The following is a 16,412-nucleotide window of genomic DNA, read 5'->3' on the forward strand; positions in this document are numbered from 1 at the left end:
ACAAAAATTTGAGGAGCACGAGATGCGCGTAATTCTGCTGGGAGCTCCCGGGGCCGGTAAAGGTACTCAGGCAAAGTTCATCACCGAGAAGTTCGGTATTCCACAGATCTCCACCGGTGACATGTTGCGTGCCGCCGTCAAGGCTGGCACCCCGCTGGGCCTGGAACTGAAGAAAGTCATGGATGCTGGCCAGCTGGTCTCCGACGAGCTGATCATCAGCCTGGTCAAGGAGCGCATTGCCCAGCCTGATTGCGCCAATGGCTGCCTGTTCGACGGCTTCCCGCGGACCATCCCGCAAGCCGAAGCCATGGTCGCGGCCGGTGTCGATATCGACGCCGTGGTCGAAATCGCCGTCGACGACGAAGAAATCGTCGGCCGCATGGCTGGCCGTCGCGTGCACCTGGCCTCGGGCCGCACCTACCACATTCAGTACAACCCGCCGAAAGTGGAAGGCAAGGACGACGTCACTGGCGAAGAACTGATCCAGCGCGACGACGACAAGGAAGAAACCGTGCGTCATCGCCTGTCGGTCTACCACAGCCAGACCAAGCCGCTGGTGGACTTCTACCAGAAGCTCTCGGCCGCCAACGCTGGCAAGCCGAAGTACAGCCACATCGAAGGCGTCGGTTCGGTCGAATCGATCACCGGCAAGGTCCTGGCAGCCCTGAGCTGATCCAGCACCGTGCTTGACAACGGCCCGCTTGCGGGCCGTTGTCGTTTTGGGGCCGCACAGCGGCCCCTTGACGACACAACGCCGCGCCTCCTCTATACTGCCGCTCTTTTCCCTCTGCACCTGGATACCTGTTCGATGACCACCCTGCTGGCCCTGGATACCGCCACCGAAGCCTGTTCCGTCGCGCTGCTGCATGATGGCAAGGTAACCAGCCACTACGAGGTGATCCCGCGCATGCACGCGCAGAAGCTGCTGCCGATGATCAAGCAGCTGCTGGGCGATTCCGGTGTGGCACTGAACGCCCTCGACGCCATCGCGTTCGGCCGTGGCCCGGGCGCCTTCACCGGCGTGCGCATTGCCATCGGTGTGGTGCAGGGCCTGGCCTTCGCCCTGGAGCGCCCGGTGCTGCCGGTGTCCAACCTGGCCGCGCTGGCCCAGGGTGCGCTGCGCGAGCATGGCGTGCAGCAGGTGGCAGCGGCCATCGATGCGCGCATGGACGAGGTGTACTGGGGTTGCTACAAGGCAGAGGCCGGCGAAATGCGCCTGCAAGGCCTGGAGGCGGTGCTGCCGCCGGAGCGTGTGGCTTTGCCGGAAGGCAGCAGCGGCGACTGGTACGGCGCGGGCACCGGTTGGGGCTACGCCGAGCGCCTGGGCGTGCAGGTCAGTGCCAGCAACCCGGCAGCGCTGCCCAATGCCTTGGACATCCTGAGCCTGGCCCGCTTCGCCTGGGCACGCGGCGAGGCCATCGCTGCCGAACAGGCGCAACCGGTTTACCTGCGCGATAATGTAGCCACGCCCAAGGCACGTTGAGTGCTGTTCGTCGGTTATCGCGGTTGTCGATAAACCTTTGGCGTGAACTGTGGTCCAGTTATCACTCGAGCATTAGCGATGGAACTCTGATGCTGCTAAATTGCCATCATCGGTTCTGAGTGCTCACGCCATGCGTATCGACGGTTTCTCATCGCAGTCCTACCCGGTCAAGCGCGCACCGCGCAAAGCAGGGGTGCGCGATCAAGCCATCGAAGATGCCGAACTGATCGAAGAGAGCGAAGTCGCTCATGAATCCGCGCCGCGCCTGCGCGGTGCTGGCCTGCCGGCCCGCCAGCAGGACATGGTTTTCCCCCGCGCCCGCGACCGCCGCACTGCTACGGCGCTGGCCAGCTACCTCAGCACCGCCGGTTTTACCGATTGGGACATGGAAGTACTGGGGCTCGACCTGTACATTTGAGGGATGAGTCCATCCCCCCTGCCTTATTTTCTGGGTTGTCCGTCGTGGAGCGAAAACGCCTGGCGCGACTACCTGTATCCCGTCGATGCCAGCAGCGGTGAAATGCTTGGCTTCTACAGCCAGGTGTTCAACGCCGTCGAGGGCAACACCACCTTCTACGCCCGTCCCGCCCCCGGCACCCTTGCGCGCTGGGCGCAGGTCATGCCCGCGCACTTTCGCTTCACTGCCAAGTTTCCCAGGGATATCAGCCATGAGGGAGACCTGCGTGATCAACTCGAGCCTGCTTTCGAATTCACCCGCCTGATGGCCCCGTTGGGCCAGCGAGTATCGCCGTACTGGCTGCAGCTGTCGGCCCAGTTCGGGCCGGCGCGGTTGGGCGAGCTCAGCTACTTTCTCGACGAGATCGGCGTGCCGGTGGCCGTGGAGGTGCGCAATCAGGCCTTCTTCGCCAAGGGTGAGGAGGAGCGCTTGCTCAACCGGCTGCTACATGAGCGTGGCGTCGAGCGCATCTGCCTTGACCCACGCGCGCTGTTCAGTTGTACCTCGCGCGATCCCGCCGTGCTTCACGCGCAGTCGAAGAAACCCAAGGTTCCGCCACGGCCCGCCGCCTTCAGTCAGCACCCGCAGGTGCGTTTCATCGGCCATCCCGAGCTTGAGGCCAACGAAACCTTTCTCACACCCTGGGTGGACAAGGTCGCTGCCTGGATCGAGGAAGGGCGCAGCCCTTATGTGTTCCTGCACACCTCCGACAACCGCCTGGCCGCCGCACTGGCCCAGCGTTTCCACCAGCGGCTGATGGCACGCCTGCCGGGCCTTGCCGCTTTGCCGGAATTGCCGCGCGCCCCCGAGGTCGAACAACTGGGACTACTCTGACCATTCCCCGACCAGCCGGAGGTTGTGACCATGGATGTACAAACACTGCGTGCCGAAGCCTTCAAGGCCCTGCACGAGCGTGATGGCGCCTTCGTCATCCCCAACCCTTGGGACGCCGGCTCTGCCAAGCTCCTGGCCAGCCTGGGCTTCGAGGCGCTGGCCACGACCAGTGCCGGGCTTGCCTTCAGCCTCGGGCGGCCGGATGCCGAGGGCGCCTTGAGCCTGGACGAGACGCTCGACAACGCCGGGCTCATCGTCGACGCCACCGCCTTGCCGGTCGCCGCCGACCTGGAAAATGGCTTCGGCGACCTGCCCGAAGATTGTGCCCAGACCATTCTGCGGGCCGCCGAAACGGGCCTGGTGGGCGGCTCGATCGAAGATGCCAGCGGTCGCAGCGAAGCGCCGATCTATGACTTCGGCCTGGCCGTAGAGCGTGTGCGCGCCGCCGTGCAGGCCGCGCGCAGCCTGCCATTCCCGTTCACCCTCTGCGCCCGTGCGGAAAACCTGCTGCACGGGCGCATGGACCTGGACGACACCATTTTGCGCCTGCAGGCCTATGCCGAGGCGGGCGCCGATGTGCTGTATGCGCCGGGGCTGCGCAGCGTCGATGAGATTCGCGCGGTGGTGCAGGCGGTGGCGCCGAAGCCGGTGAACGTGCTGATGGGGCTGGCGGGTGTGCCACTGAGCGTCAACCAGCTGCAGGACCTGGGTGTGCGCCGTATCAGCGTGGGTTCGTCGTTGGCCCGTGCGGCGCTCGGGGCGTTCCAGCGTGCGGCGCTGGAGATCCGTGACCAGGGTACGTTCAGTTACGGGGAGCAGGCATTGCCCTTCGCCCAGCTCAACGATCTGTTCCGTCGCTGAGGGGGCGTGCGCGCGCTGGCCTGGCTGTGCGGCCTGCTGCTCGCGGCGGGCCTGGCCTGGCTATACGGCTGGCGCCTGCCGGACGCCTGGAACCCCTGGGCGGCGCTGGACGTCCGCCAACCGCCCAACCTGTTGACCCCCTACAAGCTGGCCCGTTTGCGCAAGGACCCAGGCTTGTGCCGACAGGCGCTTGAGACCACTCGCCTGCGCTACAGGGCGCAGGCCGACAGCCCTGTAGCGGCCAACTGCCCGCTGCAGAATGTATGGCGTATCGAACAAGGACAGGCGCGACTGAGCAGCAGTTTTCTCGCCAGCTGCCCGTTGGCGGTGGCTTATGCGTTGTTCGAAGCGCACGGCCTGCAACCTGTAGCGCAACAGGTCTTTGGCCAGGCCGTGACGCAGGTCGATCATCTGGGTAGCTTTGCTTGCCGCAATGTCTATCACCGCAAGCAGGGCCGGCTGAGCCAGCACGCCACCGCCAATGCCCTGGATATCAGCGGCTTTCGCCTGCAGGACGGCCAGCGCATCGTGCTGGCGCGGGATTGGCAGGCGGGCGGGCAGAAGGCGCAGTTCCTGCGCCAGGTTCAGCAGGCCGCATGCGAAAGCTTCAGTACGGTGCTGGGCCCGGACTACAATGCCGCCCACCACAATCACTTTCACTTGGATATGGGACTCTGGCAGGTCTGCCGCTGATCTCAGGCGTGGACGCGAACGTTGTTCAGCACCACCGGGCGCGCCCAATGGATGTCGAATTCCAGGTCGTTCTGCTGCCGGGCCAGGGCCGCTTCGGCGTAGGGTTCCGGCGCCGGGTCGAGCAGGTCCATCTCGAATTCGGCAATCGGCAGGTGCAGTGGGCGCGGCGAGGGTGCGGGGCCAGGCTGCGCAAGAGGGTGGCCTTGGCTCATGACCACCGGGCGCAGCCAGGTGTTGCTGATGTCGAGCTGTCGCTGCTGCTGGATCATCTCGGCGGTGCTGAACGGCTCGGGTGCCGGCTCCAGCAAGTTGGCCTCAAGCTCCGCCTTGGGCAGGAACAGCGGTTCGGGCGGTGCGACGACGGTGTCGTGCACGGGGCAGGCGCGCTGGGCGTCGATCAGGGCCAGGGCCTTGGCCCCGCCGATCGGCTCTCCGCTGTCCTTGTCGTACTGCACCAGCGCCTGGCTGACGCTATCGCGCTCTTGCGCTTGCTGCTCGGCCATGGCGCGGGCGAAGAAATCCTGCCACAGGTGGCTGACGCCCCCGAGTGCCTGGGTATTCTGCCGACCGTAGTTGCCGACGGGCGACAGGTAGGTCAAGCCGATGGGAAGAGTATCTGTCATGGCAGTCGCGCGCGTTGTGCTCTGGCAGAATAGCGGGATATTGCCTGTATCGGCCGACGCGCCGATTCATTAAGGGCTTGGTTTGATTTTTTAGGTGTGGACGATGGAAGAGCAAGGCACGGGTATCAGGGTCGAAGCGATGTCGGCTGAGTATGCGCAACAGGCCACGGTATGGGCCGAGCGCCTGGGGCTGCCGCTGCAGGACGATGCCGCCGGCTTCGCCGTGCAGGTGGGCGCTGAAGGCTTGCAGATCCAGCAGCTGGGCCCGCAGGCGCCCGGGCCGGTGCGTGTGGACTTCGTTGAAGGCCAGGCCGCGCACCGGCGCCAGTTTGGCGGTGGAAACGGGCAGATGATCGCCAAGGCCGTGGGCATCTCCCAAGGCGTCCGGCCGCAGGTGCTCGATGCCACGGCGGGATTGGGCAAGGATGCGTTCGTGCTGGCCAGCCTGGGTTGCCAGATGACCCTGATCGAACGCCAGCCGCTGATCGCCGCATTGCTGGAGGACGGTCTGGCGCGAGCCCGGTCGGATGCAGAGGTGGGCCCTATCGTCGCACGCATGCGCCTGCTGACCGGCAACGCCATCGAGCGCATGCGCGCCTGGGAAGGGGAGGCGCCGCAGGTGATCTACCTCGACCCGATGTTCCCGCACCGCGACAAGAGTGCGTTGGTGAAGAAGGAAATGCGCGTGTTCCGGCCGCTGGTCGGTGATGACCTGGATGCGCCCGCGTTGCTCGAAGCAGCCCTTGCGCTGGCCAGCCACCGGGTGGTGGTGAAGCGGCCGCGCAAGGCGCCGATCATCGACGGGCCGAAGCCGAGCCATAGCCTTGAGGGCAAGTCGAGCCGGTATGACATTTATCCGAAGAAGGCGTTGAAGGCTTGATCCGGATGCGGTGCTGAGTCGACTGGCCCTATCGCCGGCAAGCCGGCTCCCACAGCGACCCCGCTGCTCTCGGGCTCTGCGGGGCATCTGTGGGAGCCGGCTTGCCGGCGATGAGGCCAGTACTACCAGCCAGGAATCAAGGTTGGAATGCCCGAATGAACACTCCAACCACCTCGCGCACATGCGCCTCGGCCTCTTCCCCCTGAAGCGGCCCCGCACACCCCAGCAACAACCGGTAATCCGGCGCCCCTTTGACCAGGCAGAAGAAGTGCTCGGCCGCCCGCAATGGGTTGTCGATACGCAACAAGCCGCGTTCGTCGACCCCGCGCAACAGCGCCTCCATCCCCGTCAGCACGCGCTTGGGCCCGGCCTCGTAGAAGAATTCGCCAAAGCTCGGGTCCTGACTGCCCTGGGCCATGATCAAGCGGCTCAGCTTGACCGCCTCGTCACTGCTGATCAGTGCCTGGAAGCCCCGGGCGATAGTCAGTAGCACATCCTCCACCGCCGCGCCTTCGGGGTACTCGAAGATCAGGTCAGGCAGCTGGTTCTGGCAGGTCGCCATGACCGCCGAGCCGAACAGGGTCTGCTTGTCGTTGAAGTGGCTGTAGACGGTGAGCTTCGAAACACCTGCCGCCGCAGCGACCGCATCCATGCTGGTGTTGGCATAGCCAAGGCTGAGGAACAGTGTCTTGGCGGCCTCGAGGATTGCCTCGCGCTTGGCCAGGTCCTTGGGCCGGCCAGGGCCGATGGGTGCGTCGTTGAGCATTGGAGTCCGCGTCTGGTGGAAGGGGCGCACATCTTACCGGCTCAGACGGCTTCCGGCTGTAGGGGCGCGACCAATCGTTGATGTTGTTTTTCTTTCCGACGCTGGCTTCCCGGCCTCGGTTCCCTGATTTAATATACTCGTCAGTATAAATATTCAATGCGCCCGTCGCGAAAGGATTCATCATGTTGCGTCATGCCTTGTCCCTTGCTTTGCCCGCTGCCGCGCTGCTGCTCCTTGCGGCCTGCGGGCAGGAAGCCGCTGCGCCCACCGCGCCGCGCCCAGCCCTGGTGGTCCAGCCGCAGCCGGCCGAAGCGGCTGCCGACAGTTACCCCGGTGAAGTGCGCGCGCGCTTCGAGCCGGAGCTGGCCTTCCGCATCGGCGGCAAGGTGAACAAACGGCTGGTCGAGGAAGGGCAACGGGTCAAGGCCGAGCAGCCGCTGGCCGAGCTCGACCCTCAGGACGTGCGCCTGCAACTGGAAGCCAACCGCGCCCAACTGGCTGCCGCCGAAGCCAACCTGTCGCTGGTGCGCGCCGAGCGTGACCGCTACCAGAAACTGCTGGCGCGGCAGATGGTCAGCCACTCGCAATACGACAATGCCGAAAACCTCTATCGCGCTGGCCTGGCTCGCCTGAAGCAGGCCAAGGCGGAGTTCGACGTGGCCGGCAACCAGGCTGAATACGCCGTGTTGCGCGCGCCGCAGGCCGGGGTCATCGCCAAGCGTCAGGTCGAGGTCGGCCAGGTGGTCGCTGCCGGGCAAACGGTGTTCACCCTGGCCGCCGATGGCGAGCGCGAGGTTGCCATTGGCTTGCCGGAGCAGCAGTTCGCCCGCTTCGCCGTGGGCCAGCAGGTGAGTGTCGAACTGTGGTCGCACCCCAACCAGCGGTTCGAGGGGCGTATCCGTGAGTTGTCGCCTGCTGCCGACCCGCGTTCGCGTACCTTCGCCGCGCGCATTGCCTTCACGTCGACCAAGACGCCAGCCGAGCTCGGCCAGAGTGCCCGGGTGTTCATCGCCCATGACGGGGTGATCCCGTTGGCGGTGCCGTTGTCGGCGGTGACGGCCGAGAACGGCCAGGCCTATGTCTGGCGGGTCAATCAGGACAGCCGTCTGGAGCGTGCCGCGGTGCGCCTCGGCGCCTATGGCGCAGAGAGCGTGCCGGTGCTCGACGGCCTCAAGCCTGGCGACTGGGTAGTCGCTGCAGGTGGCCATGTGCTGCGAGAGGGGCAACAGGTGCGCCCCGTGGATCGCACCAACCGTGTAGTGAACCTGACGGCCAAGGAGTAAGTCCCGATGGGTTTCAACCTTTCCGCCTGGGCGCTGCGCAATCGCCAGATCGTACTGTTCCTGATGATCCTGCTGGCAGCCATTGGCGCCATGTCCTACACCAAGCTGGGTCAGAGCGAAGACCCTCCGTTCACTTTCAAGGCCATGGTCATCCGCACCCTGTGGCCGGGGGCCACGGCCGAGGAAGTGTCGCGCCAGGTCACCGAGCGCATCGAGAAAAAGCTGATGGAGACCGGCGAGTACGAAAAGATCGTCTCGTTCTCCCGCCCTGGTGAATCGCAGGTCACCTTCATGGCCCGTGACTCGATGCATTCCAAGGACATTCCCGAGCTGTGGTACCAGATCCGCAAGAAGGTCGCGGATATCCGCCACACCTTGCCGCCGGAAATCCAGGGGCCGTTCTTCAACGACGAGTTCGGCACCACCTTCGGCAATATCTATGCACTGACCGGCACCAGCTTCGACTATGCGGTGCTCAAGGATTACGCCGACCGCATCCAGATCCAGCTGCAACGGGTCAAGGACGTGGGCAAGGTCGAGCTGGTGGGCTTGCAGGACGAGAAGATCTGGATCGAGCTGTCCAACCTCAAGCTGGCCACGCTCGGCGTGCCGCTGGAGTCTGTGCAGCGGGCACTGAGTGACCAGAATGCCGTGAGCGCCGCCAGCTTTTTCGAGACGCCCAGCGAACGCCTGCATTTACGGGTCAGCGGGCGTTTCGACAGTGTCGAGCAGATTCGCCAGTTCCCCATTCGCGTAGGTGACCGCACCTTCCGCATCGGTGATGTCGCCGAGGTGCACCGCGGTTTCAACGACCCGCCCGCGCCGCGCATGCGCTTCATGGGCGAAGACGCCATTGGTCTGGCCGTGTCGATGAAGGACGGCGGCGACATCCTGGTACTCGGCAAGGCCCTGGAAGGCGAGTTCGAGCGCCTGGCGCGCAACCTGCCGGCCGGCATGGAACTGCGCAAGGTCTCGGACCAGCCAGCCGCGGTCAAGGCCAGTGTCGGCGAGTTCGTCCAGGTGCTGGCCGAAGCGCTGATCATCGTGCTGCTGGTGAGCTTCTTCTCGCTCGGGCTGCGCACTGGGCTGGTGGTGGCATTGGCGATTCCCCTGGTGCTGGCCATGACCTTTGCCGCCATGTACTACTTCGGCATCGGCCTGCACAAAATTTCGCTTGGGGCGCTGGTGCTGGCCCTGGGCTTGCTGGTGGACGACGCGATCATTGCCGTGGAAATGATGGCGATCAAGATGGAGCAGGGCTTCGATCGGCTCAAGGCGGCCAGTTACGCCTGGACCAGCACGGCCTTCCCGATGCTCACCGGTACCCTGATCACCGCTGCCGGCTTCCTGCCGATCGCCACCGCTGCATCGAGCACCGGTGAATACACCCGTTCGATCTTCCAGGTGGTGACCATCGCGCTGCTGACCTCATGGGTGGCGGCCGTGGTCTTCGTGCCCTACCTGGGGGAGCGCCTGCTACCGGACCTGGCGAAGCTGCATGCGGCCCGCCATGGCAAGGATGGGCAAGCGCCAGACCCCTATGGCACGCCGTTCTATCAGCGCGTGCGGCGCGTGGTGGAGTGGTGCGTGCGGCGGCGCAAGACGGTGATCCTGCTGACCATCGCAGCCTTTATCGGCAGCATTCTGCTGTTCCGTTTCGTGCCCCAGCAATTCTTCCCGGCCTCCGGACGCCCGGAGCTGATGGTCGACCTGAAGCTGGCCGAAGGCGCGTCGCTGGCCAATACCGGCGAGCGGGTCAAGCAGCTGGAAGCGCTGCTCAAGCAGCAGGACGGCATCGACAACTACGTGGCCTATGTCGGCACCGGTTCGCCGCGCTTCTACCTGCCGCTGGACCAGCAATTGCCGGCCGCCAGCTTTGCTCAGTTCGTGGTGCTGGCCAAGTCGATGGAAGACCGTGAACGCCTGCGCAGCTGGCTGATCGCCACGATGGACCAGCAGTTCCCTGACCTGCGCGCCCGGGTCACTCGGTTGGAAAACGGCCCGCCCGTGGGGTATCCGGTACAGTTCCGGGTCACCGGCGAACACATCGAGAAGGCCCGTGCACTGGCCCGCGAAGTGGCGGACAAGGTGCGCGAGAACCCGCATGTGGTCAACGTTCACCTGGACTGGGAAGAGCCGAGCAAGGCGGTGTTCCTGGAGATCGACCAGGACCGCGCGCGCGCCCTTGGCGTCAGCACCGCGCAGCTGTCCACGTTCCTGCAGAGCTCGCTGACCGGCACCACGGTCAGCCACTACCGCGAGGACAACGAGCTGATCGAGATCCTCCTGCGCGGCACCCAGCAAGAGCGCAGCGAACTCGGCAACCTGGGCAGCCTGGCGCTGCCTACCGACAATGGCCAGAGCGTGGCGCTGTCGCAGGTGGCAACGTTGGAGTACGGCTTCGAGGAAGGCATCATCTGGCACCGCAACCGCCTGCCGACGGTGACCGTGCGTGCCGACATCTACGACAAGGAACAGCCGGCGACCCTGGTCAGGCAGATTGCGCCGACCTTGCAGGCGATCAAGGACAAGCTGCCCGACGGTTACCTGCTGGAGGTCGGCGGTACGATCGAGGACTCCGAGCGCGGGCAGCGTTCGGTGAACGCCGGGATGCCGTTGTTCATCGTGGTGGTGCTCAGCCTGCTGATGATTCAGCTGCGCAGCTTCTCGCGCACGGTGATGGTGTTCCTCACCGCGCCCTTAGGCTTGATTGGCGTGACCCTGTTCCTGCTGGTGTTCCGCCAGCCGTTCGGCTTCGTCGCCATGCTCGGCACCATCGCCCTGGCGGGGATGATCATGCGCAACTCAGTGATCCTGGTGGACCAGATCGAACAGGATATCGCCTCCGGGCTGGACCGCTGGCAGGCGATCATCGAGGCCACGGTGCGGCGCTTCCGGCCGATCGTGCTGACCGCGCTGGCGGCGGTGCTGGCGATGATTCCGTTGTCCAGAAGCGTGTTCTACGGGCCGATGGCGGTGGCGATCATGGGGGGGTTGATTGTTGCTACCGTGCTGACGCTGTTGTTCCTGCCGGCGTTGTATGCGGCGTGGTTCAGGGTCAAGAAAGGCTGACGATCGCGGGGGAGGGCTTTGCCCTCCAATCGCCGGCAAGCCGGCTCCCACAGGTTAAACATAGCTGTTGAAAACTGTGCTGTACCTGTGGGAGCCGGCTTGCCGGCGATGGGCTGCAAAGCAGCCCCTTGGCAATCAAAGCGCGCCGAACACCTTCTTGGCCAGGCTGGTAGCCGCCTGCGCCGGGTTCTGGCGAATGTTCTGTTCCTGTTTGCCAATCATCTCGAACAACCCGTCCAGGGCTTTTTCGGTCACGTAGTTTTCGATATTGGCATCAGTCTTGATCAGCCCCAGGCCCTTGGCCTGGCCTGCGAAGCTGTTGTACTGCTGGGCCAGGCCGACCTTGTCGGTGGCTTGCTTGACGATGGGCAGGAACTTGGCGCGGATCTGCTCGCGGCTGCTCTTGTTCAGGTACTGGGTAGCCGAATCGTCGCCGCCACTGAGAATACCCTTGGCGTCGGTGACGCTCATGTTCTTCACCGCATCGACCAGGATCGCCTGAGCTTGCGGCACTGCAGCTTCGGCGGCCTTGTTCATGCTGGCTTCCAGGGCTTCGACCTGGTCACCTTTGCCGAACATCTTCATGGCCTTGGCGGCCTTGCCGAGGTTGCCCGGCAGTTCGATGCGCACGTCCGGGTCGTTGCTGAAACCACCCGGGGTGCTCAGTTGCTTGACGGCCAACTGGGCGCCCTGGGTCAGGGCGTCCTTCAGGCCGCCGGTGGCGTCTTTCTGGCTCAGGTCGCCGAGCGACAGGGCAAGGGCGCTGGCCGACAACAGCAGGCCGGCGCACAGCGTGGTGAAGCGCAGGGAAGAGCGAATCATGAGGCGTTCCTTCTGAACGAAAACAAAAGCGCGTCAGCGCACCGGATCGACCTTGATCCGCACGGGCTGTGGGTCGCTGCCGTCGAGCTTGACGCCGTGGTGTTCGGTATTGATGAACAGCAACTTGCCGTCCAGTTCGATTCGGGCGCTGACCGCATAGCGGTGGCCGGGCTTGATCTGGGCCGGGTCATAGCTGAGGTGGAAGGGCAATGGCACGTTGCCCTTGACCGGCCCGGCCTGGCTGGCCAGGGTCACGGCGGGGGCGTCCATCAGCGAAACGTCCTGCAGGCTCACATTCAAGGTAGCGGCAGGTGGCAGGGCGATGCGCTGCAGGTAGAAGACTTCACCGTCCAGGCTGGCCTGGTTCGAGGGTGTTTGGCTGGAACAGGCTGCGAGCAGAGATGCGCAACACAGCATAAAGAGTTTTTTCATGGAATCTCCGGTGTCCTTGGGGCTGGCTTTTGGCCAACCCCGAGGACTTTAGCGGATTTTGCCGGTGGGGTGGTCAACCCTTGTGCTTACCTCCCTGAATACCCTCGACGCTTTCCTGGGGCAGGTTGCCGCCATGAATGCCGTCCGTACCCGGCAGCGGCAGGTTGCCGCCATGAATGCCGTCCGTACCCGGCAGAGGCAGGTTGCCGCCATGAATGCCGTCTGTGCCCGGCAGTGGCAGGTTGCCGCCGTGGATGCCATCAGTGACAGTCGTTTTTCTTGAGGTCATGAGTGAACTCCTTGAGCAGGGATCAATGGACGTGTTCAGCGTACCGTCAGTGGGATACCCCAGCTGCCGCCGTGAACTTCGTCGGTCATCGAGTCGATCTTGTCGACGGTTACCTGGAGCCTGCCCTTGACCTTGTCGAGTGCGACTTCATGGGGGTCGGTGTTGATGTACAGCAGCTGGCCATCCTGTTCGATGCGCACCGACAGCGCGTAGGTGTGGCGAGGGTCGATCTGCTGGCTGTCATAGTTCAGGCGCAGGTTGATCGGCATCGTACCGGCGCAGCGCAGGCGCAGCTGGGCATGGCAGATGGCCGGTGCATCGGCCAGTGACACATCGTCCAGGCTCACTTGCACGAGCCCGGAAGGCGGCAAGGTGCCGTCGGTCGAGGCCACGATTTCGATATCCAGTGATCGGATGGAAACGTCGCTCATGTCTGTACTCCTAATGGGTTTGGAAGGGTTCAGCGAACCCATCCTCATCCACTCGGCGCACCTCGCGGCAGCAACAAGCCTTACCCTGTGACAGCCTCCGCTGCCTCATCGCGGTGCAGCGCAACCTGGCGAATCGACAAGCGCAGCTCGGCCGACAGCACACGCTTGGCCACACCCTCGGCGAGTTCGCCGAGTTTTTCATGGTGGCCGAGCTTGCCGTCACTGCCTGGGTGCAGCACGCCTTGCTCGATCAAGGTCTGGATGAAATGCCGGAACAGGGTCTTGTCGAAGAACTCCGGGGCGTTAAGGCCATGCAGGATCGACAGGCGCTGGGCCATCATCACGCAGAGGTCTTCCAGTTCTTCGGCGCTCAGGGTGTTCTGGCCGCTGTTGAGCAGCAGCGAAGTCGCCATGTAGAAGCGCTGCAAGGTCTGGGTGATGGTGCGGGCGAGCAGGGTCAGCAGGACGTACTGGCGCGAGCTCGGGACGGGGCGGATGTACATCTCGCCCTCCTGGCGCAGCAGGCCCTGTTCGACCAGCGCGGCCAGCCACTGGTCGATCACTTCGTCCAGTTGCGCAACCTCCCAGCGCAGGAACAGTTCGGCCTGCAGGTACGGGTACAGCGCGTGCACGTACTGGCCAAGCAGGTCGCGGCTCATTCGCGAGCTGCTGTGGAAGAAGCTCGCCAGCAATGCCGGCAGGGCAAAGATGTGCAGGACGTTGTTGCGGTAATAGGTCATCAGTACCGCGTTGGCTTCATCCAGGTACAGGATGCGGCCCAGGGCGTCTTTCTGCTCGGCCAGCAGGTCCATGCGCCTGACGTGTTCGATCAGCGCCTGGCCGTTACCTTCAGGCAAGGTGGTGTGCTCGGAGTACGGCACCTTGCGCAACAGCGCCAGGTACAGGTCGAGCACCCGCTTCAGGGCCTGTTCGTCCAGGGCCAGGCGGCTGGTGGACAGCAGTGCCAGCGCCACCAGGTTGACCGGGTTGATCGCCGCCGCCTCGTTCAGGCGCCGGGCCACGGTTTCGCCCAGGCGGGTGGTGGTCTCATTGAGCCAGGCGGGGCGGCACTGCGGGCCATGATCCTGCTCGCGCCAGCCGGGTTGCTGCTGGTCGAGGAAGCCGGCCAGGCGGATCGGCTCGCCGAAGTTGACGTAGACCTGGCCGAAGCGCTGTTTCAGTGCACCGATCACCTTGAAGATGTCGAAGATCGACTCCTTCTTCTTGCTCGCGCCCCGCAGTTCACCCAGGTAGGTGCGGCCTTCGAGCACACGCTCGTAGCCGATGTATACGGGGACGAAGACGATTGGCATGCGTGACGAGCGCAGGAAGCTGCGCAGGGTGATGGCCAGCATCCCGGTGCGGGGTTGCAGCATGCGCCCGGTGCGCGAGCGCCCGCCTTCGACGAAGTACTCCACCGGGAAGCCTTTGCTGAACAGGGTGTGCAGGTATTCGTTGAACACCGAGGTATACAGCGGGTTGCCCTTGAAGGTGCGGCGCATGAAGAAGGCGCCGCCACGGCGTAGCAGGCTGCCGATACCGGGCATGTTGAGGTTGATGCCGGCGGCGACGTGTGGCGGCGTCAGGCCGTTGCGGAACAGCAGGTAGGACAGTAGCAGGTAGTCGATGTGGCTGCGGTGGCACGGCACGTAGATCACTTCGTGGCCCGGGGCGATTCCTTGCACCTGCTCGATATGGTTGACCTTGATACCGTCGTAGATCTTGTTCCAGAACCAGCTCAGGACCACTTCGAGGAAGCGGATCGCGGTGTAGGTGTAGTCCGAGGCGATCTCATTGCCATAGCGCAGCGCCTGGGCTTCGGCCTTGGCCTGGGGAATGTTCTCGCGTTGCGCCTCTTCGGCGATGGCCTGACGGACCAGCGGGGCATGCACCAGGCCCTTGACCAGGTTGCGCCGGTGCGAGATGTCCGGGCCGATCACCGCGGTCTTGAGGTTGCGGAAATGCACGCGCATCAGGCGCTGGGCCATGCGCACGGTGCGTTCATGGCCCTTGTTGTGCTGCACCAGTTCGCGCAGGTGGATGGGGGCGGAGAACTGCACGCGGGTCTTGCGGCCCAGGATCAGGATGGTCAGCAGCCGGCGCAGGCGCCCGGTGACCGCCCAGCTGTCGGCGAACAGCAGCTTCCACGGGCTGGATTCGCTGGCCGGGGTCTGCCCCCAGAACACGCTGACCGGAATGATTTGCGCGTCTTCTTCGGCGTGCTGGCTCACGGCGGCGACCAGACGCTCCAGGGTCGGCGGGGCGCCGCGTTTGTCATGGCGGCCCAGCCAGTCAGGGTCGGGGGTGAGGTAGAAGAACCCGGCGGGTTCGTGCAACGGGCCCACGGCCACTGGCAGTACCGGGCGCGGCAGGCCGGCCTTGGTGCACTCATGATCAAGTACCGCCAGGTCGCTGAGCGAGGGCGAGGGCAGGGCATAGAACACCGGCCGGCTGCGGTCGAGGTTGAGGCTCATCGACGATTGGTTGATGGTCTCGGAGCGCACCCACAGGTACAACAGGCGACGCAAGGCGCCGAAGATCAGGCGGCGCAGGGGGGAACGGGTCATGGGGTGTGTGCCCTGGGTGTGATGACAGGTGGTGATTTTTTGCGAGTGCAGTCAATTAGTCTGCCGTATCTGCGCAAGTTCAGCAAAATCCTGCAAGCGGCGCCGCAGTCATGAAATTTATTTGTTCCGTGTCATATACTCGGCCTGCCACTTGCAGGATATTTCATCAAGCGGCGTCGGCACGGGGTGAAGACCTTGTGCCTGCAAGGCGATCTTCACAATAAAAATTCGGAGTAGTTCAGATGTCGTCTCGTGAGACTGGGAATGTAAAGTGGTTCAACGATGCCAAGGGCTATGGCTTCATTCAGCGCGAAGGTGGTGCGGATGTATTCGTCCACTATCGGGCGATCCGCGGTGAGGGGCATCGTACCCTGGTCGAAGGGCAGCGGGTGGAATACGCCTGCGTGCAGGGCCAGAAAGGCCTGCAAGCCGAGGACGTAGTAGGCCTCTGAGCTTGTAGGAGCTGGCTTGCCGGCGATCAGCGGCGGATACCGCGGTGCTTGCATCGCCGGCAAGCCGGCTCCCACAAAAGAGCGTTATGCGCTCAGGTACGCCAGGTGATTTCCTCTTCACCGTCGGCACTGATGCGGACCCAGCGGTCGGCATCTTCTTCCCCGTCTTCCTCGACCCAGCCACCGGGTGCACAGCGTACTTCGACGCCCAGTGCGGCGAACGCGGCGCGGGCGCAGGCGATGTCATCGGCCCAGGGGGTCTGGTCGCTCTCCAGGTACAGGCTGTTCCATTTCCCTACAGCCTTCGGTAACCAAGTGACTGGAATGTTACCGGCTTGGCATTTGAAGGTCTGACCTTTCTGCTGCCATTCGCTGCACGGGCCGATGGCCTCGGCCAGCCACTTGGCAAGTTGCTGGTGGTCGACGTCGGCGTCCTTCAGGTAGATCTCGATATCAGGTTGGCGCAT

General features: G+C 64.2%; 18 protein-coding genes. 10 read left to right on the forward strand and 8 right to left on the reverse strand.

The features are described from left to right. Window positions 1-22: 22 nt before the first annotated feature. From adk to ACIPZB_RS05130, 6 genes are all read left to right on the forward strand, one after another. On the forward strand, window positions 23-673 hold the full coding sequence (adk, locus tag ACIPZB_RS05105) for an adenylate kinase (RefSeq protein WP_008098202.1): 651 nt from the start codon (window positions 23-25) through the stop codon (window positions 671-673). A 135-nt stretch (window positions 674-808) separates the two neighbouring features. Then, window positions 809-1,483: a tRNA (adenosine(37)-N6)-threonylcarbamoyltransferase complex dimerization subunit type 1 TsaB gene (gene tsaB, locus ACIPZB_RS05110; protein ID WP_400639227.1), complete on the forward strand. Its 675-nt coding sequence runs from the start codon at window positions 809-811 to the stop codon at window positions 1,481-1,483. A gap of 130 nt (window positions 1,484-1,613) precedes the next feature. Next, complete coding sequence (locus ACIPZB_RS05115) at window positions 1,614-1,901, forward strand: hypothetical protein (protein ID WP_400639228.1); 288 nt, start codon at window positions 1,614-1,616, stop codon at window positions 1,899-1,901. Window positions 1,902-1,904: 3 nt separating this feature from the next. After that, entirely contained in the window at window positions 1,905-2,774 is an 870-nt protein-coding gene (locus ACIPZB_RS05120; RefSeq protein ID WP_400639229.1) for a DUF72 domain-containing protein, read from the forward strand. Window positions 2,775-2,804: 30 nt separating this feature from the next. Continuing rightward, on the forward strand, window positions 2,805-3,635 hold the full coding sequence (locus ACIPZB_RS05125; protein ID WP_400639230.1) for an oxaloacetate decarboxylase: 831 nt from the start codon (window positions 2,805-2,807) through the stop codon (window positions 3,633-3,635). 6 nt (window positions 3,636-3,641) lie between these two features. After that, window positions 3,642-4,328 (forward strand): extensin family protein, encoded by a 687-nt coding sequence (locus ACIPZB_RS05130; protein ID WP_400639231.1) that lies wholly within the window; start codon window positions 3,642-3,644, stop codon window positions 4,326-4,328. A gap of 2 nt (window positions 4,329-4,330) precedes the next feature. Here the strand turns inward: ACIPZB_RS05130 and ACIPZB_RS05135 are convergent, their stop codons facing one another. Beyond that, window positions 4,331-4,951 carry an energy transducer TonB gene (locus ACIPZB_RS05135; protein ID WP_400639233.1) on the reverse strand — a complete coding sequence of 207 codons (621 nt, stop codon included), beginning with the start codon at window positions 4,949-4,951 and terminating at the stop codon, window positions 4,331-4,333. 103 nt (window positions 4,952-5,054) lie between these two features. Here ACIPZB_RS05135 and ACIPZB_RS05140 point away from each other — a divergent pair, with 103 nt between their 5' ends. After that, window positions 5,055-5,831 carry a class I SAM-dependent methyltransferase gene (locus ACIPZB_RS05140; RefSeq protein WP_400639234.1) on the forward strand — a complete coding sequence of 259 codons (777 nt, stop codon included), beginning with the start codon at window positions 5,055-5,057 and terminating at the stop codon, window positions 5,829-5,831. 136 nt (window positions 5,832-5,967) lie between these two features. On the opposite strand, the gene ACIPZB_RS05145 is transcribed toward ACIPZB_RS05140, so the two are convergent. Beyond that, the gene (locus tag ACIPZB_RS05145; protein ID WP_400639235.1) at window positions 5,968-6,597 is read right to left on the reverse strand and encodes a TetR/AcrR family transcriptional regulator; all 630 of its coding nucleotides are present in this window, start codon (window positions 6,595-6,597) and stop codon (window positions 5,968-5,970) included. Window positions 6,598-6,779: 182 nt separating this feature from the next. On the opposite strand from ACIPZB_RS05145, the gene ACIPZB_RS05150 reads away from it, so the two are divergent. Together ACIPZB_RS05150 and ACIPZB_RS05155 are read left to right on the forward strand one after the other, a co-directional pair. Next, complete coding sequence (locus tag ACIPZB_RS05150; RefSeq protein ID WP_400639236.1) at window positions 6,780-7,880, forward strand: efflux RND transporter periplasmic adaptor subunit; 1,101 nt, start codon at window positions 6,780-6,782, stop codon at window positions 7,878-7,880. 6 nt (window positions 7,881-7,886) lie between these two features. After that, entirely contained in the window at window positions 7,887-10,952 is a 3,066-nt protein-coding gene (locus ACIPZB_RS05155; RefSeq protein ID WP_400639237.1) for an efflux RND transporter permease subunit, read from the forward strand. 135 nt (window positions 10,953-11,087) lie between these two features. Here the strand turns inward: ACIPZB_RS05155 and ACIPZB_RS05160 are convergent, their stop codons facing one another. The 5 genes from ACIPZB_RS05160 to plsB form a co-directional block, all read right to left on the reverse strand. After that, on the reverse strand, window positions 11,088-11,774 hold the full coding sequence (locus tag ACIPZB_RS05160) for a DUF4197 domain-containing protein (RefSeq protein ID WP_400639238.1): 687 nt from the start codon (window positions 11,772-11,774) through the stop codon (window positions 11,088-11,090). A gap of 33 nt (window positions 11,775-11,807) precedes the next feature. Beyond that, on the reverse strand, window positions 11,808-12,206 hold the full coding sequence (locus ACIPZB_RS05165) for a YbaY family lipoprotein (protein WP_400639239.1): 399 nt from the start codon (window positions 12,204-12,206) through the stop codon (window positions 11,808-11,810). Window positions 12,207-12,279: 73 nt separating this feature from the next. Next, complete coding sequence (locus tag ACIPZB_RS05170; RefSeq protein ID WP_400639240.1) at window positions 12,280-12,495, reverse strand: hypothetical protein; 216 nt, start codon at window positions 12,493-12,495, stop codon at window positions 12,280-12,282. A gap of 35 nt (window positions 12,496-12,530) precedes the next feature. Then, complete coding sequence (locus tag ACIPZB_RS05175; protein ID WP_400639241.1) at window positions 12,531-12,926, reverse strand: YbaY family lipoprotein; 396 nt, start codon at window positions 12,924-12,926, stop codon at window positions 12,531-12,533. 80 nt (window positions 12,927-13,006) lie between these two features. After that, the gene (gene plsB, locus ACIPZB_RS05180) at window positions 13,007-15,493 is read right to left on the reverse strand and encodes a glycerol-3-phosphate 1-O-acyltransferase PlsB (protein ID WP_400639242.1); all 2,487 of its coding nucleotides are present in this window, start codon (window positions 15,491-15,493) and stop codon (window positions 13,007-13,009) included. Window positions 15,494-15,735: 242 nt separating this feature from the next. Here plsB and ACIPZB_RS05185 point away from each other — a divergent pair, with 242 nt between their 5' ends. Continuing rightward, window positions 15,736-15,945 (forward strand): cold-shock protein, encoded by a 210-nt coding sequence (locus tag ACIPZB_RS05185; protein ID WP_003252255.1) that lies wholly within the window; start codon window positions 15,736-15,738, stop codon window positions 15,943-15,945. Between the two features lie 92 nt (window positions 15,946-16,037). Here the strand turns inward: ACIPZB_RS05185 and ACIPZB_RS05190 are convergent, their stop codons facing one another. Then, a complete protein-coding gene (locus ACIPZB_RS05190) occupies window positions 16,038-16,412 on the reverse strand; it encodes a hypothetical protein (protein WP_400639244.1) in 375 nt (124 codons plus the stop codon).

This window comes from Pseudomonas sp. NPDC089396 (assembly GCF_044749545.1).
Taxonomy (GTDB): domain Bacteria; phylum Pseudomonadota; class Gammaproteobacteria; order Pseudomonadales; family Pseudomonadaceae; genus Aquipseudomonas.